Origin of the sequence: Vibrio sp. Vb1729, assembly GCF_033338655.1 — a bacterium.
In the GTDB taxonomy this organism is placed as follows: domain Bacteria; phylum Pseudomonadota; class Gammaproteobacteria; order Enterobacterales; family Vibrionaceae; genus Vibrio; species Vibrio alginolyticus.
In genome coordinates this window covers 93,517-116,377 of sequence record NZ_JAWOTB010000003.1, presented here as the reverse complement: position 1 = coordinate 116,377, position 22,861 = coordinate 93,517, and the positions used below count along the sequence as shown (strand labels likewise).

The window sequence follows — 22,861 nt, the reverse complement described above, 5'->3', positions numbered from 1 at the left end:
CTACAATCAAAAATTGCAACGCAGTTATCGAGTATTTTAACAAGCTAGAATGACCAGTTATTTACTACGATTGGTATAACCTATACTCAATCTCACTAAAGCAACCAACCCCATGTGAAACTCCACAAACAAAAGGCTGAGGAGCAGATCTTTACCCTACAAACAATGTACTAGCTATTTTGATTTTGTTAGTTCGTATGACCTTAATATGAATGTTCAATATAAATAGGAAAACACTTGAGGACTTACTAGAAAAAGTGGGCTCGCAAAATTACCAAACGGACTCAATTAGTGATGTTTGTATAAAAACACGTACAAGAAATATAAATGATAGATACAAAAAATCCCGCAGGGGATGCGGGATTTTTACTAGTGACTAAATTGGTTTAAAGGTGACTAGCCTTGAATACCAACGATTAACCATGGCGCATTAGGCGCAGTCAAGTCACGCTCTAGGTGCCAGATATCTTCGATTTCTTCTTCAACACCTTCTACTGTGTCACGGTAACGACCGCTAAACTGCAGACTAAGCTGTGCTTTATTTGCATCGTAATCAGCACGGACGATCTCCGCATCAACGTACATTACGTCAGTATGCTGCTCACCGTCGAGCTTCGCGCGCTCTGCTTCTAGGTCTTCAAACAAGCTTGGAGAAACATATTCTTCAATAGTTTCTAGCTGGTTGTGATTCCACGCACCTTGCAGGATTCGATAGTGTTCACGAGAACCATTAATGAACGCTGCTTGGTCAAAACCCGGTGGGTAGTTATGTGGTACGTCTGTTTGAGCGCCAAAACCACCAAAGCCACCATTATTTGTGTTTGGTTGTTGCTCAAAGTTTTGCATGTTTGGTTGCTCAAACTTAGATGCGTTGCCACCAAATGCAGGCTGTTGACGATGCTGGTTCATACTGCCCTGCTTCGCACCTAGCATACCGCGCATTAGTTTAAAGATGACAAAGGCAATCAAACCAATAATTAGGATATCCATAAACTGGATACCTTCAAAAGCACCGCCAAAGAATGCAGCAAGTAGACCACCAGCAAGAAGTCCGCCTAGCAGACCACCCATAAGGCCTTTCTTACTTGAAGACTTTGTCGTCTGATCTTTGCCGACCGTATTGGTGTTTTGTTGCTGTTGTTTCGGTGCTGGTGCAGTTTTGTAGCTCTTACCGAAAGACTTACTGCCACCAAACTTCTTCGCTTCCGCGATAGGCGTTACAGCAACAGTAAACATCAATAAAGCAACAATAGAAAATAAACGTTTCATCGTTATCCTTAAAGTTAGCTATCTAAGATAGTGCCCCATTTTCAAGACGAAACAATCGTTGTTTCAAACAGTAGCACGCCAAAGATGATTTTTAAGTCATCATACTCTGTATACCGATTGATGAAAATAGCTTATAGAAGCTGACATGTATCAGAATATTGCCAAAAATGCAGACTGCTCACACTGCTTGCAATTCAGCTGAAGGCGCTTGATCAATGTAAAAAAAGTATGGAATAAGTTCACTAATACTCCAGATTGTTTTACTTGAATTAGAATCAGTGACACAGCTCAGAATCCTACACCTTGAGGGCACTTGGACACATTGCCTTGTTGACGGTTAATAGGTAGCTGACTATCATATTGAACGATGTTCAATAAAGTAGTTTGAGAGTATGGCGCGCAGAAACGATCACACCCGAGAAGAGTTAGTGAATTTGACGTTAACAACGGTCAAAAACTTTTTAGATGAGAATTCTTACCACGAACTCAGTCTTCGTAAAATCGCTAACATGATTGGTTACGTGCCAAGCACATTGGTAAATGTTTTTGGTAATTATAATTTGTTGTTGCTTCATGTTGTCGCTCAAACTTTAGATGAGTTATCTCAAGAAGCACGCAAAGCGACTAATGACAGCAAAGACTCCCATCAAGCGCTTTTTGAACTCGCTTATTGCTACCACGATTTTGCTCAAAAACACCCATACCGTTGGCAGTTAGTGTTCGAACACAACATGAATGGAGCAGAACTTCCGGAATGGCATGCCAAACGTATCGATGGTATGACGGGAATGCTAGAGTCACTATTGGCTCAAATCGCACCACATCGTACTGAATCCGAAGTGATTCAAGCGAGTCGAGTCCTTTGGTCTGGCGTACATGGCATTACTTTACTCAGTGTTGATGATAAGTTTTTCTCTAGTGAACCGATTGATGGCAAAGAATTGATCAGTAATCTTCTTTCTAACTACCTCACGAACTGGTAACAAAGGATTATCCATGTCATCCGACAGACAGCCGTCCTTACTTACGCAGAGAAAGTTCCTGCCCTATTTCATTACTCAGTTTTTTGGCGCTTTCAACGACAATATTTTTAAAAACGTTTTGCTGTTGTTTGTCGCATTCGCTGGCTCCAGTGCACTACCTATTTCGAGCAATTTGTTCATCAACCTTGCGGCAGGCTTGTTCATTCTACCGTTCTTTCTGTTCTCTGCTTCCGCTGGCGTATTAGCCGACAAATATGAAAAGTCATGGTTTATTCGTAAGGTCAAACTATTTGAAATAGCCATCATGCTGTTAGGTGCCATCGGATTCATAACCGAAAGTTATGGTGTGCTTTTATTGCTACTGTTTTTAATGGGCACACAGTCAGCATTTTTTGGCCCAGTTAAATATGCCCTTTTGCCTCAAAAGTTAAATGCTAAAGAGTTAGTGCCCGGCAACGCTCTTGTTGAAGCTGGTACCTTTATCGCCATCCTTATTGGCACCTTAGGCGCTGGGATTATAGCCTCTGCAGACAACGCAAAATACCTCGCCGCATTTTGTGTCGTGATCTTCGCATTGTTAGGCTACTTGTCGAGCCGCTCAATCCCCTTTGCTGCAGCCAGCGCGCCCAATCTCTCTTTTCGTTGGCAACCATACAAGCAAACCAAACACACGCTCTCTATCGCCAAATCCGATCGAGTTGTTTTTCAATGCATAATGGCAATAAGCTGGTTTTGGTTTTTAGGCGCCGCATATCTAACACAATTTCCGAATTTCACTAAGATTTACCTAAATGGCACCGAGAGTGCGGTGTCTTTCTTGCTCGCTCTATTTTCTATTGGTATCGCGCTAGGGTCGCTACTTTGCAATTGGATCTCAAACCATCGTATCGAAGTCGGTATTGTGCCAATTGGTGCCTTTGGCATTACGGTATTTGGGTACCTAATGGCCACTTCCATTCCCAATGATCTACCTACTTTCCATAACTTTGTAGACTTCTTTAGATATGAGCCTTTTTGGCCATTATTTTTCTACCTATTGATGATTGGCGCTTCGGGCGGTTTGTTTATCGTGCCTCTTTACGCATTAATGCAGCATCGAGCAAAGGAAACCGAACGTGCTCAAGTCATCGCAGGGCTCAACATCTTTAACTCTCTGTTTATGGTCGGCAGCGCTGTCTTGGGTATTGTGTGCCTAAGTGTAATCAAGATGACAATTCCTCAGCTGTTTGCATTGTTAGCCATTTTAAATTTCTTAGTTGCCGCTTACATCTTTTTGCAAATTCCTATTTTTGTAGTTCGCTTTGTCATGTGGATGCTTACGCACACCATCTATCGAGTTAAGCATAAGAATCTACACAACCTACCCGAGCATGGTGGGGCATTAATTGTATGTAATCATGTAAGCTACATGGATGCATTGCTACTTAGTGCCGTATGCCCAAGGTTGATTCGTTTTGTGATGGAGGAAGATTACGCCAACCTACCTCCATTAAGGCGCTTTTTACGTCGAACTGGGGTAATTCCAATTTCAGCGAGTAACAGAAGCTCTATCAGACGTGCATTTAACGATGTGGAAGCTGCGCTAAGCGAAGGTCATATCGTCTGTATTTTCCCTGAAGGAAGATTAACTTCAGATGGTGAAATGAATGAATTCATGCGAGGTATTGATATCATTCTACGTCGTAGCCCAGTACCCGTCATACCTGTTGCACTTAAAGGCTTATGGGGAAGCTATTTCAGCCGCGCAAAAGGTCGCGCATGCTGTGGCTTACCGACTCGATTTTGGTCAAAGCTAGAAATTGAGGCAGGACAACCGGTGCCACCAAATGAGGCAACGGCAAAAACAATGTTCGATAAAGTGCATCAACTCAGAGGCGACTGGCGATAAAATACACTTGAACACATGTTTAGGATAACTGAACATGTGTTCAAATCATTAAGACAAACTGACCACACCCAGTGCGATATACTCTCCCTTTCATTCACAACAGCGAATAAAAACCTTGAATAGAAACTACCTCCTGTTTGGATTGGCGTTACTTTTTTGTTTAACCCCCCTTGCCTCCTCTCCCATTGCTCTAGTTATCGGTTTTCTACTCGCAAGTTTTGGTTTTGTGCCTTCCGAGCTGCCCATCGCTTCTTTTACTAAAAAGCTGCTGTCTTACTCGATTATTGGCTTAGGCTTTGGCATCAACTTTGAGCAAGCACTTGCAGTCACATCGGATGGTATCGGCCTGATCATCGCCACTATTACAGGCACACTGATCATGGGCACTCTCATTGCCAGGGTACTTAAATTGGAGCGAGTAACCGCTTACTTAATCTCATCAGGTACTGCAATTTGTGGTGGTAGCGCAATTGCTGCTGTGGCACCGGCCATTAAAGCGAAAGACGAGCAGATTGGATTAGCACTGGCAACGGTATTTGTCCTGAACTCAATTGCACTCTTTGTGTTTCCTGTGATTGGACATGCTTTAGGGCTAGATCAACACACGTTTGGCACATGGGCTGCGATTGCCATTCATGACACATCTTCTGTTGTCGGGGCTGCCTCGGCCTTTGGGGAAGAAGCACTAACGACGGCAACAACATTGAAACTCGCGCGCGCTTTATGGATCATTCCTGTTGCTTTGATCAGTGCCGTCATCTTTTCAAGAGGCCAAAAAGAGAATGGAAAGAAAAAACTAGCTATCCCTTATTTCATTTTTTGGTACTGTGCAGCTATCGCGTTTAGCGACTTATTTCCTCAATTTGAAATGGTCTATCACGGCATTTTCATTGGAGCAAAGCAAGCGTTGGTTGTATGTCTGTTCTTGATAGGTTGTAGCATTTCAATTTCAAAACTAAAGTCTGCTGGAGCTAAGCCACTGTTGTTTGGTGTGACTCTGTGGGTGTTAATTTCGACCACTTCTCTAAGTTGGTTACTGTTTTAGATATTGGTGGTCTGCTTATCGCGTTGAGGGGACGGCATTTCCCGTTTGCTATTTTTGTATATAACGACCAACGCAATAGCGATCAAAAATGCCGTTAGCTCTGCAAGAGAGCGGGCTAGCCCTTCACTACTTATCGCGATACCAATTTGTAGTGCTACTGCCGCAATTAAAACTAGCTTTGCCATCCTGAACCTTATGCATTTTCTCTCCACGAAGAAGCATAATTATGATTCAGAGTTATAAAGATACGAAATTCTCTTTATGACTAATACATAGCAAAATTGACTAATGCTGAAGTGATGACAGTAGCCACTCTTTCACGGCCTTACGTGAAATTTTGATCCCACCGTCTAGTAGAGTTAGTGGCATTACATGGTATTCCACTGGCCATTTAAACTTCTCTAACTTTGATTGCAAGTGCTGGTCATACTCCGACTTGCTGCGCAATCCATTGGTCTGAATCACAGCTACTGGTCTATGACCAAACTCCGCGTCTTCGACTGGAACCACTATACTCTGCACTACACCATCAATTTGGTTCAAAGCGGCTTCAATCTCTTCACAATGGATATTCTCACCACCAGAGATAAACTGATTGTCGGCACGGCCGATTATCTTTAATTCATCACCTTGCCACTCGCCAAGATCTTTGCTGTCAAACCAGCCTTTCTCATCCAGAAATGGGGTAACATGTCCTTGATGGAAATACCCTGCCGCTAATGTCTTACCGCCAACAAAAATGCGTTGGTCAACTAATTTTATCTTACGGTGCTTCAATACATGTCCAGCATTACTGGTGCTGTCAATTCTCTTTGCGGTAACGGTAGAGGCCGCCTCCGTCATCCCATAACCTAACCACGTCTCAATGCCTTGCCCTGATGCTCGTAGTGCCAACTCATGATCAACGTGACTGCCGCCCAGTAGCACATGTGTCAATGACAAATGTGCATCATCATCCAATAACCGTTTGAGCTGAGTCGCAACCAAAGAAGCGTGTGATACGCCCTGAACATCATCAACAAGTTTCCCTGAACCGACTTTTAGTGTTGCTCCGACATATAGCCAACGATAGACAATCGCTAATCCAGAGACGTGATACAGCGGAAGCGATAATAGCCAAGCATCTTGCTGAGTGAAAATGAACTCCTGCAACAAGCCCTCTGCAGACGCAAGATGCTGTCGATGTGTATGAACCACAGCTTTAGGCTCCCCTGTAGAGCCAGAAGTAAATACTACTGAAGCTAGCCGGTCATGATGATAGCTATCTTCAGTCAACGAATCACTCTCTTTCTGTGATACTACAGGCGGTGAAAGCAATGTTGCCTTGAGTTTTTGTATATCATGTTCAGAAAAGGTCGAAGCGCACTCCAGAGAAAACCAGATAAACCGAGTTTGATCAGGCCTGTAAAGTGTAGCAAGCTTACCCTGCAACTTATCTAGTGGTTGTTCCATGGTCAGCGCAGCGAGCGCGCCTAACTGTTTGGAGGCAAGATAAAACAACAGTGTTTCTACTTGGTTCTTGCCAACCAAAGTCAGCACATCCCCCCGAGTTACACCCAAGTCATTCAAATAGTGAGTGTATTGGTCAATACGCTTCGAGAGTTGTTGCCAGTTTAATACTTCTGTTGATGTCTTGAGTGCAATAGAAAAAGGGCTCGTTTGAGCCCAATATTTCCATGGTGCCTTCGCAATATTGTCTACGCAGAATGCCACACAATCTCCTGGTCTTTTAGAGGAAGAACGGGAAGTTCACACTTAGGCCAGCCCTGCTCTAGCTGAGCTTTGAATAAGCCAATCGTATCCAAACCTGGAACTTCATCAGGCAGCTGCCATTGGGCAAAGCGCGCTAATTGAGTTAAACCGAGACTGGATTCAATGCTCGAGCTAATCACTGCTTTCATCCCCAGTGACTTCGCTTTCTCTATCAGTGTAATACAAAAATCCACTGAACCAATGAGTGTGGGTTTGATGATGATCGTTTTCACACCAGTTAGATCTTCAAGACGGAAATCTTCACGACGAACCGCATCTTGCAATGTTTCATCCCAAGCGATAGCAATACCAGTATTAATCGCAAAAGAGAGACTATCGCCAGGAGAGCGGCACGGCTCTTCTAGAAACGTGATTCGTTGACGCAGAGACGGAGCAATGTACTTAGCGAACTGCTGCGCTTTTTCTGGTGTCCAAGCGCGATTGGCATCGAGTCGAAGCGTTAATTGAGGGATTGATTCAAGAAAAAGGTTCACAAGCATGCCATCGCGAATTGGCTCATAAAGTCCAACTTTCACCTTAGCGACTTTCTCACCTTCCATTTCGTTCAGCTTTGGAATGAGCTCATCTGGGTCGCCAGTGCATAGTGGCGCTGTTTGGTATTTACCTTGTTGTGGTAAGCCACCAGCTAATTCAAGCTGTGCCATCGATAAACCAAACGCAACCGACGGGTACATCTTGGCATAATCCACATCCAACTCTGCTACCCAACGCTCCGCCTGTTCTTGTAGCTGAACACCCGCATCTTCGGTGCTCTCTAAGCTAAAACCAGGAAGAGGAGCGACTTCTCCAAGCCCTGTTTTACCATCTTCGGAAAGCGCAACAACATAACCAACACGTTCGGTTAGCTTGTTGTCACGTAGGATGACACCACTATCCATGGGCAAGCTATAACGATAAATTTTCGCTTCACGCATAATTCAAGTCCTATGTAATGCCGTATATTTGAGCGTTCTGACGAGCAATCCCACCAGCCTCCCAGAGGGCGAGGCGCTCAGGAAAAAAGGAACAGAGGAGCTAACACGCTCCTCATTTAGACGGATTATGGGTTGCGAGGGAATTTATCGAAGTCTGGGCGACGCTTCTCGTTAAAGGCATTACGACCTTCTTGGCCTTCATCAGTCATGTAGAACATCATCGTTGCGTTACCCGCTAGCTCTTGCAGACCCGCTTGACCATCACAATCTGCGTTTAATGCAGCTTTCAGGCAGCGCAATGCCATTGGGCTGTGCTGTAGTACTTCACGACACCAACGAACGGTTTCTTTCTCTAGATCCGCTAGTGGTACAACTGTGTTTACTAGGCCCATGTCTACCGCTTCTTGAGCATTGTAGAAACGACATAGGAACCAAATTTCGCGAGCTTTCTTTTGGCCTACGATGCGAGCCATGTAAGATGCACCCCAACCGCCATCAAATGAACCCACTTTAGGGCCTGTTTGACCAAATTGAGCGTTGTCAGCTGCAATCGTTAGGTCACACATCATGTGCAGAACGTGACCACCGCCAACAGCCCAACCCGCTACCGATGCGATAACTGGTTTTGGACAAGTACGAATATCGCGCTGGAAGTCCAATACGTTTAAGTGGTGCGTACCTTGGTCGTCTTTATAGCCGCCATAGTCGCCACGGATCTTCTGGTCGCCGCCAGAACAGAATGCGTCTTCACCTAGACCTGTCAGAATGATCACGCCAACACCAGAGTCGTAACGCGCATCTGCCAACGCATCAATCATCTCTTTTACCGTTTGAGGACGAAACGCGTTACGCACTTGAGGACGCGCAATGGTGATTTTCGCGATACCATCTTCAGACTTATGGTAATGAATGTCCTCGTATTTCTCGCCGCAATCTTTCCATTGAACCGGAGCGTAAAGTTCTTCTTCAGAAATGCCTACTGTTTTAGCCATGGTGATTCCCATTGTTCTCGTTACTCTCACCAAAGTGAGACTGAATTATTTGCTTGGTATGTATCGCAAACTGTTTGGGCTGCTCTTGATGGACGTTATGACCAGCGCCTTCAACTTGTCGATACGCCAACCCGCTATGTTGTGCCAGTTGGCTAAATTTTTGGTCTTTCTCACCACACAAGTAATACACTGGTATGTTCTGCTTTTGCAGTGAGGGCAACAAATATGCCTGTTTGGCTAACGATGTCGCCATCAACATATTCGCCACCGCTGAGCCAAGATTATCACTTCGCTTCGCAATGAATGTTTGTCTTTGCTCATGGTTTAGTGAAGAAAACACCGCTTGTTGGTACCAATCGTTCAAAACACGTTCAAGTGGTTCAGTTTTGAAACGCATTGCCCAGCGAGCATCATTCTCTAATCTCACCTGTTTCTCTGACTCAGTTTGAAGCCCGAAGTTTCCCCCTTCAACAATCGCGCCCGCAATATTGAGATCTGGAAAGCATTGATGGGCAATACCATGCATCGCAATGCGGCCGCCCATAGAGTAACCAATCAAAATAAGTGGTTGTTGTGAGGGAAATAATAAAGATAGTGTGGAACCAAGAAGTTTGCAGCAATCATTCAGATCGCTGCAAGAAATAGATTGGCTGTGCCCATGACCAGGGAGGTCAACCGTAACACGTTCATACTCGGGTAACGCGTTGATACACGCTTGCCAATCTTCACCGCTACCAAGCAAGCCATGCAAAAACACCAAAGTGGGCAACGTTCTACTTTGGTGTTTTTCTAATACAGGGAAACGTTCAAAGTAAAGCATTCAGACTCTTATTAAATGCCTTGAGTGTCTCAGCAGCTTGATTAGGTGGGGTTTGAACCTCGACCAGCAACGTTCCTTGGCGGTGACATAAATGCTCTTTTACAGATGATTGGAATTGCTCCAGTGTAGAAACATGCAAATACGCCAAACCAAACTGCTTTGCCGCGTGTTCAAACTGATAACCATGAGGCATTTGATAATATGTCGTTCTGCGCTCTGGTGGTACTGGCAACATATCAAAAATCGCACCGCCGTCATTATTAGTAACAACAAGTACCGCCGGCAGTTTATTGTGAGAAAATAGCGCCAGAGAATTGAGATCATAAAGTGCTGCTGTGTCACCGATATACATTAGTAACGGATTACCTCTTGCCCGTTGCACGCCTGATGCCGCAGCAAACAAACCGTCAATCCCTGATGCGCCTCGATTAGTGAAAACCTCTACACCATCCAATTTTCCGTACATATCAACAAGCCGAACAAACAAGCTATTACCCAAGAAAACATCTACGTTCTTTGTGCGCTCGTTGATGTCTGCTGCCAACGCAATTTCGTCAATGGCAGACGCTGAATCAGATAGGAAGGCTTCTTCGATACGTTGATGAACTCGCTTAACGTCATTCGCTAACCTATCAGCCCACCCAGCAAATATTGACTTCTCAAAACTAATGCGAGAAACCCACGTTTTAGGAGGCTCAACCCAGTGCGTTTGCGCCAGATGATTTTGGTTATTCCGGTCCATACAAGGTGAGACATACCAATACTGAGCGTCTTTACTTTGTTGATTTTTCGATACTTGTTTATCAATCCATTGGTTCAAACGTTTGGAGATGATTCGGCTACCAAATTGGATAATAAGTTCACAAGATTCAAGCTCGTTTACGAACTCGGGAAGTTGAAGCCATACATCGTAATACGCCCAATCCGAACTGAGACCACTTTGCGGGTCTGCAAGTACTGGCCATCCCATCTTTTGTGCAAATGCCTGCGCCGACTTCGCTTGTTCAAGCGGTAAGCTGCCAATCACAACCAAGCCTTTTTTGTCTGAAAAAGGCGGGATGTTCGCCTGTGACAAATGGCTAAAACGCTGAGTATAAGTGCCGCTTCCTTTTCGCCATCCGGCGACCGAATCTAAGTAGGTTTGATAATCCGCTTTTGCGCCGTTGGAATACAAAGGCTCTGGAAATGCACAATTAATATGAACGGCACTACCCTGCAATTGCTGAGTAAACATCACTTCGTCAACAGAGGTCAGCAACCAGTTAAGCGACGTTGCTAAATTTGGGCTTGGTAAATTCAAACTGGCCGAAACATGATGTGAAAAAATACCCAATTGATTTATCGCTTGGTTTGCACCACAGCCGACAAGTTCTACTGGACGATCTGCTGTCAGCAGCACCAGTTTTTCACCAGTAAGTTTGGCTTCGGCAACCGACGGTAATAAGTTCGCCACTGCCGTACCAGAGGTAACGATAATTGCCACGGGTTCCTGAGTAGCTTTCGCTAAACCAAGAGCCATAAAGCCCAATCCACGCTCATCAAAATGAGTATGAATGGAAAAGTCGGACTGTTCTGCCGCTTCTAAAGTTAAAGGAGTAGAACGAGATCCGGGAGCGATACAAACATGCTTAACGCCAAATCGCTGAAGCTCAATCAATATGGTTTCTGACCAAACTCGATTGAGCACCGCTTGGTCATGACTCATGATGCGACTCCCAATGGCGGATGATCAGAAATCAGCGTAAGTAACGTCGACATTTTCTTATCAAGTTCTGCCCACTCATGTTCTGCCACAGAACCAGGCACAATCCCTGCGCCCGCAAACAGTTGTACTTGATCACCGAGCACAAGCGCGCTTCTGATTGCGACACAAAACTCTGCTCGTTCATGGCTTATATAACCCATTGACCCCGCGTACCAGCCGCGTGCAAAGGGCTCATTATCCAATATAAATTGCATCGACTCTTGTCGGGGTAAGCCAGCAACCGCCGCTGTTGGTTGAAGCGCCGATAACAACTGAACACCATTTATCCCCGCTCTTAGACTAGCGTGAATATTTCGCTTAAGGTGCTGCACTTTTCGTAGTCTGACCAAACTCGGTTCAGCTTCCACTTCAACCACTTCAGAATGTGGTGATAGACGGTCAATGATGTCGTCCACCACATACTGGTTTTCGTTGAGGTTCTTTTGGTCTTGGGATAACCAATTCGCCAACTCCATATCTTGAGTGGCATTGTCTCCCCGACCAATCGTACCTGCTAACGCTTCGGTATGTAGCTCATGCCCTACGCGAGAATACAAACGTTCTGGCGTAGACCCCATAAAACTGTGCTTACTGTCTAAGCTCAGCATGAAATGGAAGCTATGATGGTTATTTAAGTAACTTGCTTTAAGTAGCTGTGCAGCACTTAATGTGTTATCAAGCTGCACGGTAGAGCGACGCGCTAAAACCACTTTCTTAAAATCATCATTCTCTATACCAGTCAGAACCTTATGAACTAACTCATTCCATTGAGGCTGACTTGGCGTGTGAACAATAGAGCGGATGTGAGACGAAATTGGAGCTAAGGTCGCGACCTCACAAACCAGTTTATTCAACCCAGCTAGAGTTCGCGCTTTGTCTTCTGAAATATTAACTGCGAGAGACCACTGTTGGTCAAAACGAATTAACTCAATTTGAGGCAAAAAGAAAAAAGAAGGCATACAGCGACGATTCTTCTCATGCTGTCCATCAAAAGAGCGCCCGCCCCAGACTCTTTGCCCTTCACCTAGAATGGTATAAGCAGGACCTGGCTCAACAAAAGCGTGCAATTGCCCTAGTGCAACGACCTCTTCACGTGTATCGCGGGACTGCCAATAAAACTTAGGGAAAAGTGGTTGCGCATCAAGCCAATCAATAAATGAGAAATTAGGTTTCTCGCTAAGGGGCTCGACCAGACGTGTTTGATTGCCTTCCGATTGCTGAACTCGCTCGATAATTCTCTTTACGGCTTGATGGAACTGTGACAAATCAACCTCGTTGTATGTGAGGATAAATGGTAACTGACGGCTACTCTAAGTTTAGACCCAAAGCAAATCAAGGTCGTATGCGATCTTTTGCAAAATCCTGTGATAGCAAGCGAGCAAAACTTAACCAGCAGACAGATTATTTACAGATATATATTCTAATAAAAAACAAATTATTGTATTTTAATAAAGAAATTAACGAATTTTTAGGAATTAAACAATGCAAAATATCGGGATGTCGTCAAAACTCGACAATGTCTGCTACGACATTAGGGGTCCTGTACTCAAACATGCTAAGCGCATGGAGGAAGAAGGGCATAAAATCCTAAAGCTAAACATTGGTAACCCTGCCCCATTTGGTTTTGACGCCCCTGATGAGATTTTAGTCGACGTGATTCGTAATCTGCCGACTTCTCAAGGCTATTGTGATTCCAAAGGCATTTACTCTGCTCGTAAAGCTGTGGTCCAACACTATCAGCGTAAAGGTATACGCTCGCTAGATGTCGAAGATGTGTATGTAGGTAACGGCGTGTCTGAGTTGATCGTAATGGCTATGCAAGCGCTATTAAACAATGGCGACGAAATGCTGATCCCAGCACCAGACTATCCGTTATGGACAGCTTCAGTTGCACTATCTGGTGGTAAGCCGGTTCATTATCTATGTGATGAAGAGGCTGACTGGTACCCAGACCTTGAAGACATCAAAAAGAAAATCACACCAAAGACACGTGGCATTGTTCTGATCAACCCGAACAACCCGACAGGTGCGGTATACAGCCGTGACTTCCTACTTGAAGTGATTGAGATAGCACGCCAGCACAAACTGATCATTTTCGCAGATGAGATCTACGACAAAGTGTTGTACGACGGTGCAACACATACCTCAGTCGCCACACTCACTGAAGACGTGCTAGTCATGACATTCAATGGCCTTTCAAAAGCCTACCGTGTTTGTGGTTTCCGTGGTGGCTGGATGTTCCTAACGGGGCCTAAACATCTGGCTCAAGGGTACGTGAATGGCTTGGAGCTGCTTTCATCGATGCGTTTATGTGCAAACGTACCAATGCAACATGCCATTCAAACCGCGTTAGGTGGATACCAGAGTATCAATGAACTGATTTTACCAGGCGGACGCTTATTAGAGCAGCGCAACCGAGCGTATGAACTGATCAATCAGATTCCTGGTGTTTCTTGTGTCAAACCTAAGGGTGCGATGTACCTCTTCCCGAAAATCGACACTAAAATGTACAACATCAAGAACGATCAGCAGATGGTTTTAGATTTCTTAAAACAAGAGAAGGTCTTACTGGTGCAAGGTTCCGGTTTTAACTGGCCAAAACCAGACCACTTCCGCATCGTGACACTACCGCACGTTGAAGATCTAGAAATCGCCATTGGACGTTTTGAAAGATTCCTATCAACCTACAGCCAGTAATGAACCACTGGTAGTAATTAGTGCTGATCTCTCATATGCTTAGAGGAACTCCTAGTGAGTTCCTTTTTTACACCAGAAACGGAGAAAGCCATGAAAGAAAGCCATTTTTTCGCCCACCTGGCTCGAATGAAGCTGATCCAACGCTGGCCTTTAATGCGGTCCGTCTCACCAGAAAACGTTTCAGAGCATAGCTTACAAGTTGCTTTTGTCGCTCATGCCCTTGCCCTAATTAAAAACAAAAAGTTCGGCGGCAACCTTAATCCAGAACGCATCGCTATTCTTGCCATGTACCATGATTCCAGTGAAGTATTAACGGGTGATCTTCCAACTCCAGTGAAGTATTACAACCCTGAAATTGCCAAAGAATATAAGAAGATAGAATCGGCAGCGGAACAAAAATTACTCTCAATGTTACCGGAAGAGTTCCACGATGATTTTGCCCCCTATCTTCTTTCTCACTCTGCACACGAAGAGGACGCAAAAATCGTTAAGCAAGCCGATTCCATCTGTGCCTATTTAAAATGTCTTGAAGAACTGAGCGCCGGCAACCATGAGTTCGCTCTGGCAAAAAAACGCTTAGACGTCACTTTGCAAGAACGCAGAACGCCTGAAATGGATTACTTTCTCAATACCTTTGCCCCAAGTTTCGAATTATCGTTAGATGAAATCAGTTAGCTTACGGAGATAATCGTGTCGTTTGAATTACACCCGCAATGGCAAGAGCGCCATGATGATGAGCATAAAATCCGTCGAGACGACCATCGGAGCCCGTACCAACGAGACCGAGCGCGTATTCTTCACTCGGCTGCATTTCGACGCCTACAAGCAAAAACCCAAGTACACGGCAATAGCTTGGAAGACTTTCACCGCAGTCGGTTAACACACTCCTTAGAAGCGTCGCAACTCGGGACCGGTATCGTCGCCCAGTTAAAGAAAAAACAGCCAGAGTTCCGCGATCTATTACCATCAGACAGCTTAATTGATTCATTATGTTTGGCTCACGACATCGGGCATCCTCCATACGGTCATGGGGGAGAAGTCGCTCTAAACTACGTAATGCGCGAACATGGCGGCTTCGAGGGGAACGCCCAAACCTTTCGTATCGTCACTAAGTTAGAGCCTTATACTGAGCATTTCGGAATGAATTTATCACGCCGCACACTGCTTGGTTTGATTAAGTACCCTGCCCTCATTAGTCAAACACGCTCCGTCAAGTTGCCTCAACCAGCCGAGCATCAACGTAAACTAAAAGCAAAAGATTGGAGCCCAGCTAAAGGCATTTATGATTGTGATAAAGACTTATTTGATTGGGTAATTGCACCGCTTTCTGACAACGACAAGGCATTGCTTAGTCTGATGCGTTCAACGCCAGAATCGGAGTTTGAGCACAGTAAAACGCGTTTTAAATCACTCGATTGCTCAATCATGGAGCTAGCAGATGATATCGCCTACGGTGTTCATGATTTAGAAGATGCAATCGTACTTGGTATGGTGACACGTCAGCAATGGCAAGAAGGCGCAGCAAGTCAATTAGCGGACTGTGGCGACCCGTGGTTTGAAGCTCATATCGATTCCATCGGACAGATGCTATTTAGCGGTAAGCACCATGAGCGGAAAGATGCTATCGGTGGTATGGTTAACGCGCTACTGACCAGCATTTCAATCAAAACGGTGGATGAGCCGTTTAATAACCCGTTACTGTCTTGGAATGCGTGTTTAGAACCACAGATGGCACGTGCACTTGACGTACTCAAGCACTTTGTCAGCACCTTCGTTATCCAAGTCCCGCAGGTCCAGATCGTTGAGTATAAGGGTCAGCAAATTATTATGGATATTTTTGAAGCGTTAACAGCAGACCCAGAGCGATTACTACCCGTTCATACAAGAGATCTGTGGTGTCAGGCGAAGAGCGAGAGCAATAAAATGAGGGTCATCGCCGATTATATTTCTGCAATGACCGATGGTCACGCACAAAAGCTACACCGCCAACTTTTCTCTTCCATCGTTCTTTAGTAACACTCAACCTTTCAAATAATTCTTTTCAAAAACGCCCGGAGGCATCTGGGCGATTTGGAATTCGATCATATTTTCAAAGGCATGCATAAGCGGTGTAAAGTCGCGCTCAGGTTCAAGCAAGCGAAGCGAATGATAACCTGCCTCGACTGTCGATAAGCTATTCTCAGAGGGCGCCTTACGAATGGTGTAGCGCCCTTGTAGTTGCTTAGGCAACTGCACGGTTGGGAGTGGATGTAAGTTGCTTGAGAGTTGCCACATTTTGTACGCTTTTTTCCACGTACCATCGAGCAAAATCAAACGTATTTTCTTAGATACACTATGACTCGCTTGAGTGATTTCAGAAATGCATCGTGACCCTTCTGATGGGTAAAGAACAAAATGTTGATATGACTCATCCGCTAATAAGTGATTTAAGACATCATCACAAGAAAAGTCCTCTCCTATCAAACAAATACAGTTATCTAAACTCAAATTGAGAATCCGTGCCGTACCAAGCGGACGATGTTCTTCACTCGTGTGCTGAAGAATGATAAGTTCTACCTCGCTTGCCAGCGGTACAATCCATTGGCAAATACACGCTTTTTGCGATTTTCCACAACGAGAACAATAACGAGACATAGAGTGAACCTTTATACCTTGCTGAGTATTATCAGCGTGATCTGTTTGATACTTCAATTTGAACCAATGGCAAGCCTAACCGAGTGGCACAGCTACAATATACGCCATGGTGAATGGTGGCGAATCGTAACAGGAAATCTCACACATACCAACTTTGCGCACTTAGGAATGAACCTCGCCGGATTGTGGATCATTACTTTTATTTTTCGCCCAAGCACTCGTAACTTCCTTATCGTTTTTTCAATCTTATGTGCATGTGTTGGTGCGCTGAATTTGTTTACCAACATGTCGGTGTACGTGGGTTTATCCGGCGTATTACACGGATTGTTTGGATTTTGGGCGCTCAGAGAAGTCTTTGAAAGTAGAAGAAGCAGTGTGTTGTTAGTCGGAGGGCTAATCGCCAAAGTAGCATGGGAGCAGGTCTATGGCCCATCAAGCAGTACTGCTGAGCTTATCGGTGCAAACGTTGCTATTGATGCTCATATGTTTGGCGCACTCGGTGGGTTAGTAATGGCTTTACTGGAAAAAGGCCTTCGCCGTCGTTTATTCGGATAAAAAATCCCGAACCACGAAAGAGGTGCTGGTTCGGGAAAGCAGTAATAGGGAAGCAGATATTGTTCTGAATTCAGACTCAATATCTGCAATACATCAAGCTACAGTAAAATGCGGTCTTCGTTTTTCTTAACTGTCGCTTCACCAATGCCTTTTACGCTCTTCAAATCTGCTGCCGTTTTAAAAGGGCCATGTTCCTCGCGGTAGTCCACTATACTCTGCGCTTTCTTCTCACCTATACCTTTCAACATGGTCGCAATTTCTTCAGCAGTGGCCGTGTTGATATTTACAGTAATTTCAATTCCTTCATATTTGTCAGTGGCTGAATCCGCAGCCATGCTAAAAGGTGCAAAAACAAATAAGCACAATGTCAAAATCCATTTCATATTGAACATACAATCTCCAAAATAGTAGGCTAAAAACAGTCATCGAGAGCGAGTCACTATCAAGTTTGCAATGGAAAGCAATATGGTTATGCATTTAACAAACTGAGATGACCCGGAATTCACAACGGCCGCTATCACTTAAACGCGCACTAATTTAAGTAATGCCTATTGATGATTGAAGTTCATAAAGACAAAAATAAAACGGACCGCTTATGCGGTCCGTTTTATTCAACATACAAATTACACTAATTGTGCTTAGTTGCTCACAACAAAGTACTCAATGTCAGTATTTGCACGCAGTACGGCTAGTACAGATGATAAGTCTTGCTGAGAAGATGCACGCTGCATTTGCATCGCAACTTGATCTTCTAACTCACTATCTAGCTCTGCGTTTACAGCATCAAGCTCGATGATAATGATGTTACCTTCAAGATCTTTAGACTGACCGTATACTGGTTTACCATCGACTGGTTTTGCCATCGCGAATACCGTTGTTGCCAACGGAGAACGACGATCTACTGTCTCTTGTTCACCAAAGGCAAGATTGTTTTCAGCAAGCACGTTCGTCTTACCTTCTTTCAATGCCGCAACGACTTGTGTTCCAAGTTCCATCGCTTCTTGCTCACCTTTAACACGAGATAGCTCTGCAACAACCTGATCTTTCACTTCTTCTAATGGAAGAACTGTCTCGTCACGCGCATCTTCAACGCGAACAACGATAATATGCTCAGGCGCAACTTCGATAGCTTCAGAGTTTAGGCCATCTTCTTTAACTTCAGGACTTAGGATAGCTTGCATTACCGCAGGGCTACGAAGCACTTCAGGTGCATCAACCTGAGAAATAAAGTCCGTTGTCTTCACTTCTTGGTTAACCGCTTGAGAAGCATCATACAATGAGTCTGGGTATTCAAACGCTACGCGCTCAAGCTCATTTTGCAACTCGTAGAATTGATCGATCGCTTGTTGGTCAACCATCTCTTGTTTGATTTCAGCAGCGACTTCTTCAAATGGCTTCGCCACAGAATCTTTTAGCTCTTCAAGCTTGATAATGTGATAGCCAAAGTCCGACTTTACTAGACCCGACGTATCGCCAGGATTCTTCAGTGCGAATGCCGCTTCTTCAAAAGCAGGGTCCATCACATCACGCTCAATCCAACCTAGGTCACCACCGTTTTCAGCGCTGCCAAAATCGTCAGATTTCTCTTGAGCAAGCGTCGCAAAATCTGCACCCGCGTTTAGCTCACCTAGGATAGCTTGCGCTTTTGCTTCATCGTCCCCTTCTACAAGAATGTGAGCGACACGGCGTTGCTCTTCTGAAGAGTATTTGTTTAAGTGCTCGTCGTAGTACTTTTTCACCTCAGCATCAGAAACATTAACTTGTTCCTTTAGCGCTTCAGCTGACAGTTCGATGTAAGAGACTTTAACCTGCTCTGGGCGTGTAAAGTTGTCTGGGTTTGCTTTGTAGTACTCTTGAATTTCTTCGTCGGTCAATTCAATATTTTTCGCAAACTCCGCTAAGTCGATCTGAATCGTGCGAATATCACGAGTTTGAGTGAACAGCTTGCCTTCTGCTTGTACTTCACCCGGCAGAATAAATTCACTGTTTTGTAGCGCATTCAGCAGTTGCTCACGAACCAATTCACGACGCATGTACTCAGCAAAAGAGTCTGGCGAAAAGCCTGCACGACGCAAAGAAGCTTGATAGATCTCTTGATCAAACTGACCATTAGATTGGAACTGAGGCATGTCTAGAATCATGCTACGCACTTGAGTGTCGCTGATTCGCAGACCCAAAGCTTCAGCTTGTTGGTCAAGCAACACGTCATTGATCATTCGATCTAAAACGGATTTGCGGAAAGATTCAACATATGCAGGGTCAGCCAGCATTTGAGAGAAGTAGTCACCCAACTGAGCTTGCATACGGTTACGCTCATTTTGGTATGCCATCTCGAACTCACCACGAGGAATCTCAGTGTTACCGACTTTCGCTGCAGAGTTGTTGCTACCACCAACGATGTAGCTACCTACACCTGCAAATACGAAAGACAGGATGATAAGTCCAAGGATAATTTTGACCGCGATGCTATTCACGCCTTCGCGTAGTCGATCCATCATAATTTAACTGCTCTCCACAATTGAAGCCTACTGCTTCTATCTAATAGAAATAATGGCGCAATAATATCAGAAAAAGAAATGCGCATCAGTATGATGCGCATAATTTAAGAAAGTTCGGCTCGAAGTTTGTAAATTTTTGTTCGAAACTTATTGTTTGAGCAAAAGTTAAGCAAATGGCCGGTTACAGAAATAACGCCGTGATTAGTTACAAGCGTCTTTCAGTGCTTTACCAGCTTTGAAAGCTGGTACTTTTGCTTCTGCGATTTGGATTTCTTCACCAGTTTTTGGGTTACGACCAGTACGTGCAGCACGAGTACGAACGCTGAATGTACCAAAGCCAACTAGAGCGACTTGATCACCAGATTGAAGAGTTCCGCTTACTGCTTCGATGAATGCATCTAGAGCACGACCCGCTGACGCTTTAGAAATATCTGCATTTTCTGCGATTTGTTCTACTAACTGAGTTTTATTCACTGTAATTTCCCCTTTGTGTCATCTGTGATTATTTTTGTGATGACTTTCGTTCCATTGTTAAGAAAATATGCTCCACCCCTTATTCATCAAGGGCTGGCAGCTATCGAAACTAACTTAGCGCCCAAAAAAAACGCTGACAAGCCTTTTTGGGCTTATCAGCGTAAACTTTTACTTATTTTTGCTACACATCACTATTTTTGAGACTCAAACTCAACGCCCGTCGGGTCTCGCTCTAGTGCGACTTTCAGTACTTCATCAATCCACTGTACAGGGATAACTTTCAGATCAGCGATAACATTATCAGGAATCTCTTCCAGATCACGCTCGTTATCTTTTGGAATTAGCACTGTCTTAATGCCACCACGGTGTGCCGCAAGTAACTTCTCTTTTAGGCCGCCGATAGGTAGAACCTCACCACGCAGTGTGATTTCACCCGTCATCGCTACTTCTGCTTTCACAGGGTTGCCTGTCAGAGAAGAAACCAATGCCGTACACATTGCTGTACCCGCACTTGGGCCATCTTTTGGTGTCGCGCCTTCCGGTACGTGTACGTGAATATCTTTCTTCTCGTAGAAGTCAGTATTGATACCTAGCTTTTCTGCACGAGAGCGAACCACTGTCATTGCTGCTTGGATAGACTCTTGCATCACATCACCAAGAGAACCCGTTTGTGTCAGCTTACCTTTACCTGGCATTGATTGAGTTTCAATCGTTAATAGATCGCCACCCACTTCTGTCCAAGCTAGGCCAGTTACTTGACCAATTCGGTTACTTTCATCCGCTTTACCGTAATCGAAACGTTGAACACCTAAGTACTCTTTTAGGTTGTCCATCGTTACCGTTACTGACTTGATGTCCTTATCCAGCAAGATGTTCTTCACCGCTTTACGGCAGATCTTAGAAATCTCACGCTCTAAGTTACGGACACCCGCTTCACGCGTGTAGTAACGAATGATGCCAATAATCGCAGAATCTTCAATGACGATTTCATCCGCTTTCAAGCCATTACGCTTCACTTGTTTATCAACAAGGTGACGTTTTGCAATGTTCAGCTTCTCGTCTTCGGTGTACCCAGATAAACGAATAACTTCCATACGGTCTAACAATGGACCCGGGATGTTCATCGAGTTCGATGTCGCAACAAACATAACGTCAGAGAGATCGTAATCCACTTCTAGGTAGTGATCGTTGAACGAGTTATTCTGTTCAGGATCAAGTACTTCTAGCAGAGCCGATGCTGGATCACCACGCATATCGGAAGACATTTTGTCGATTTCGTCCAATAAGAACAGCGGGTTCTTCACACCAACCTTCGACATCTTCTGGATCAATTTGCCTGGTAATGAGCCGATATAAGTACGACGGTGACCACGAATTTCCGCTTCATCACGCACACCACCCAACGCCATACGAACATACTTACGGCCTGTAGCTGAAGCAATTGAACGACCAAGAGATGTTTTACCGACACCAGGAGGACCAACAAGACAAAGGATAGGACCTTTTAGCTTGTTGATACGGTTTTGAACCGCCAAGTATTCAAGGATACGTTCTTTGACGCGTTCTAGACCGTAGTGATCTTCATTAAGAACCTCTTCTGCTTTCGCTAAGTTTTTCTTAACTTTTGAGCGCTTAGCCCAAGGAACGCTGACCATCCAATCGATGTAGCTACGAACCACTGTTGCTTCAGCAGACATTGGAGACATCATCTTGAGCTTTTGCAGCTCTTGCTCTGTCTTTTCACGGGCCTCTTGAGGCATTTTTGATTCGTCAATCTTCTTCTGTAGCGTTTCGAACTCGTCTGGTGCGTCTTCCATCTCACCAAGTTCTTTCTGAATCGCTTTCATTTGCTCATTCAGATAATACTCACGCTGAGATTTTTCCATTTGCTTTTTAACGCGACCACGAATTCGTTTTTCAACTTGCAGCAAGTCGATCTCTGATTCCATCTGGCCCATCAGGAATTCCAGACGCTCAGTGACGTCAACAATTTCAAGCACTTGCTGCTTATCCACCAACTTTAACGGCATATGAGCCGCAATGGTATCCGCTAAGCGTGCGGCTTCGTCGATACCATTAAGTGACGTTAGCACTTCTGGTGGAATCTTCTTGTTTAGCTTAATGAACCCTTCAAACTGATTAATCGCGCTGCGAACAATCACTTCTTGCTCACGCTCATCCAATTCTGGCGTAACAACAAATTCAGCTTCCGCTAGGAAGAAGTCACTCTCTTTAAAGTGATTGATTTTTGCTCGCTGCTGGCCTTCGACCAATACTTTTACTGTGCCATCCGGAAGCTTCAAGAGCTGGAGAATGGTGGCTACCGTACCTACGTCAAATAGGTCGTCAACCGTAGGCTCGTCAGTGTCCGCTTGCTTTTGTGCCACAAGAAGAACTTGTTTGTTGGTTTCCATCGCCGTTTCTAGACAGCTAATCGATTTCTCACGACCAACAAACAATGGAATAACCATGTGTGGGTAGACCACTACGTCACGTAGAGGTAGTACCGGGATCTCGATACGCTCGGAACGTTCCAAGTTCATATAATTCTCTCTTCCGCTTTCACGTTTAACGT

20 protein-coding genes are annotated in these 22,861 nt (G+C 44.6%); 7 read left to right on the top strand and 13 right to left on the bottom strand.

What is annotated here, in order from left to right:
- Positions 1-396 precede the first annotated feature (396 nt).
- On the bottom strand, positions 397-1,269 hold the full coding sequence (locus tag R7E29_RS01810; protein ID WP_054576734.1) for a Tim44 domain-containing protein: 873 nt from the start codon (positions 1,267-1,269) through the stop codon (positions 397-399).
- Positions 1,270-1,661: 392 nt separating this feature from the next.
- On the opposite strand from R7E29_RS01810, the gene R7E29_RS01805 reads away from it, so the two are divergent.
- The 3 genes from R7E29_RS01805 (at position 1,662) to R7E29_RS01795 (ending at position 5,185) form a co-directional block, all read left to right on the top strand.
- Positions 1,662-2,252 carry a TetR/AcrR family transcriptional regulator gene (locus tag R7E29_RS01805; protein ID WP_005382308.1) on the top strand — a complete coding sequence of 197 codons (591 nt, stop codon included), beginning with the start codon at positions 1,662-1,664 and terminating at the stop codon, positions 2,250-2,252.
- 13 nt (positions 2,253-2,265) lie between these two features.
- Positions 2,266-4,140: an MFS transporter gene (locus tag R7E29_RS01800; RefSeq protein ID WP_005384269.1), complete on the top strand. Its 1,875-nt coding sequence runs from the start codon at positions 2,266-2,268 to the stop codon at positions 4,138-4,140.
- Positions 4,141-4,255: 115 nt separating this feature from the next.
- On the top strand, positions 4,256-5,185 hold the full coding sequence (locus R7E29_RS01795) for a YeiH family protein (protein ID WP_086013920.1): 930 nt from the start codon (positions 4,256-4,258) through the stop codon (positions 5,183-5,185).
- Here the strand turns inward: R7E29_RS01795 and R7E29_RS01790 are convergent.
- From R7E29_RS01790 to R7E29_RS01760, 7 genes are all read right to left on the bottom strand, one after another.
- A complete protein-coding gene (locus tag R7E29_RS01790; protein ID WP_005382314.1) occupies positions 5,182-5,370 on the bottom strand; it encodes a hypothetical protein in 189 nt (62 codons plus the stop codon). The genes R7E29_RS01795 and R7E29_RS01790 overlap by 4 nt on opposite strands.
- A gap of 100 nt (positions 5,371-5,470) precedes the next feature.
- Positions 5,471-6,898 carry an o-succinylbenzoate--CoA ligase gene (menE, locus tag R7E29_RS01785; RefSeq protein ID WP_054576733.1) on the bottom strand — a complete coding sequence of 476 codons (1,428 nt, stop codon included), beginning with the start codon at positions 6,896-6,898 and terminating at the stop codon, positions 5,471-5,473.
- Complete coding sequence (gene menC, locus R7E29_RS01780; protein WP_042524032.1) at positions 6,883-7,872, bottom strand: o-succinylbenzoate synthase; 990 nt, start codon at positions 7,870-7,872, stop codon at positions 6,883-6,885. Before menC ends, menE begins: the two co-directional genes overlap by 16 nt.
- A gap of 125 nt (positions 7,873-7,997) precedes the next feature.
- A complete protein-coding gene (menB, locus tag R7E29_RS01775) occupies positions 7,998-8,864 on the bottom strand; it encodes a 1,4-dihydroxy-2-naphthoyl-CoA synthase (RefSeq protein ID WP_005382318.1) in 867 nt (288 codons plus the stop codon).
- Positions 8,857-9,684 (bottom strand): 2-succinyl-6-hydroxy-2,4-cyclohexadiene-1-carboxylate synthase, encoded by an 828-nt coding sequence (gene menH / locus R7E29_RS01770; RefSeq protein ID WP_054576732.1) that lies wholly within the window; start codon positions 9,682-9,684, stop codon positions 8,857-8,859. The genes menB and menH overlap by 8 nt, the downstream gene beginning before the upstream one ends.
- A complete protein-coding gene (gene menD / locus R7E29_RS01765) occupies positions 9,671-11,389 on the bottom strand; it encodes a 2-succinyl-5-enolpyruvyl-6-hydroxy-3-cyclohexene-1-carboxylic-acid synthase (protein WP_318082378.1) in 1,719 nt (572 codons plus the stop codon). The genes menH and menD overlap by 14 nt, the downstream gene beginning before the upstream one ends.
- Entirely contained in the window at positions 11,386-12,693 is a 1,308-nt protein-coding gene (locus R7E29_RS01760; RefSeq protein ID WP_054576730.1) for an isochorismate synthase MenF, read from the bottom strand. Before R7E29_RS01760 ends, menD begins: the two co-directional genes overlap by 4 nt.
- Before the next feature lie 217 nt (positions 12,694-12,910).
- Between R7E29_RS01760 and R7E29_RS01755 the strand changes: the two genes are divergently transcribed.
- The 3 genes from R7E29_RS01755 (at position 12,911) to R7E29_RS01745 (ending at position 16,138) form a co-directional block, all read left to right on the top strand.
- On the top strand, positions 12,911-14,125 hold the full coding sequence (locus tag R7E29_RS01755; RefSeq protein WP_005384283.1) for a pyridoxal phosphate-dependent aminotransferase: 1,215 nt from the start codon (positions 12,911-12,913) through the stop codon (positions 14,123-14,125).
- Between the two features lie 90 nt (positions 14,126-14,215).
- A complete protein-coding gene (gene yfbR / locus R7E29_RS01750; RefSeq protein WP_017634778.1) occupies positions 14,216-14,800 on the top strand; it encodes a 5'-deoxynucleotidase in 585 nt (194 codons plus the stop codon).
- 15 nt (positions 14,801-14,815) lie between these two features.
- Complete coding sequence (locus tag R7E29_RS01745; RefSeq protein ID WP_017634779.1) at positions 14,816-16,138, top strand: anti-phage deoxyguanosine triphosphatase; 1,323 nt, start codon at positions 14,816-14,818, stop codon at positions 16,136-16,138.
- A 6-nt stretch (positions 16,139-16,144) separates the two neighbouring features.
- On the opposite strand, the gene R7E29_RS01740 is transcribed toward R7E29_RS01745, so the two are convergent.
- A complete protein-coding gene (locus R7E29_RS01740) occupies positions 16,145-16,759 on the bottom strand; it encodes a tRNA-uridine aminocarboxypropyltransferase (RefSeq protein WP_054576729.1) in 615 nt (204 codons plus the stop codon).
- A 3-nt stretch (positions 16,760-16,762) separates the two neighbouring features.
- On the opposite strand from R7E29_RS01740, the gene rrtA reads away from it, so the two are divergent.
- Positions 16,763-17,314 carry a rhombosortase gene (gene rrtA, locus R7E29_RS01735; protein WP_005382331.1) on the top strand — a complete coding sequence of 184 codons (552 nt, stop codon included), beginning with the start codon at positions 16,763-16,765 and terminating at the stop codon, positions 17,312-17,314.
- A 98-nt stretch (positions 17,315-17,412) separates the two neighbouring features.
- Here rrtA and R7E29_RS01730 read toward each other — a convergent pair whose 3' ends face one another.
- From R7E29_RS01730 to lon, 4 genes are all read right to left on the bottom strand, one after another.
- Positions 17,413-17,697 (bottom strand): ComEA family DNA-binding protein, encoded by a 285-nt coding sequence (locus tag R7E29_RS01730; RefSeq protein ID WP_031777211.1) that lies wholly within the window; start codon positions 17,695-17,697, stop codon positions 17,413-17,415.
- Between the two features lie 255 nt (positions 17,698-17,952).
- Positions 17,953-19,812: a peptidylprolyl isomerase gene (ppiD, locus tag R7E29_RS01725; RefSeq protein ID WP_053307495.1), complete on the bottom strand. Its 1,860-nt coding sequence runs from the start codon at positions 19,810-19,812 to the stop codon at positions 17,953-17,955.
- A 201-nt stretch (positions 19,813-20,013) separates the two neighbouring features.
- Positions 20,014-20,286 carry an HU family DNA-binding protein gene (locus R7E29_RS01720; RefSeq protein WP_005382341.1) on the bottom strand — a complete coding sequence of 91 codons (273 nt, stop codon included), beginning with the start codon at positions 20,284-20,286 and terminating at the stop codon, positions 20,014-20,016.
- A gap of 191 nt (positions 20,287-20,477) precedes the next feature.
- On the bottom strand, positions 20,478-22,829 hold the full coding sequence (gene lon / locus R7E29_RS01715) for an endopeptidase La (RefSeq protein ID WP_005384300.1): 2,352 nt from the start codon (positions 22,827-22,829) through the stop codon (positions 20,478-20,480).
- Between the last annotated feature and the right edge of the window lie 32 nt (positions 22,830-22,861).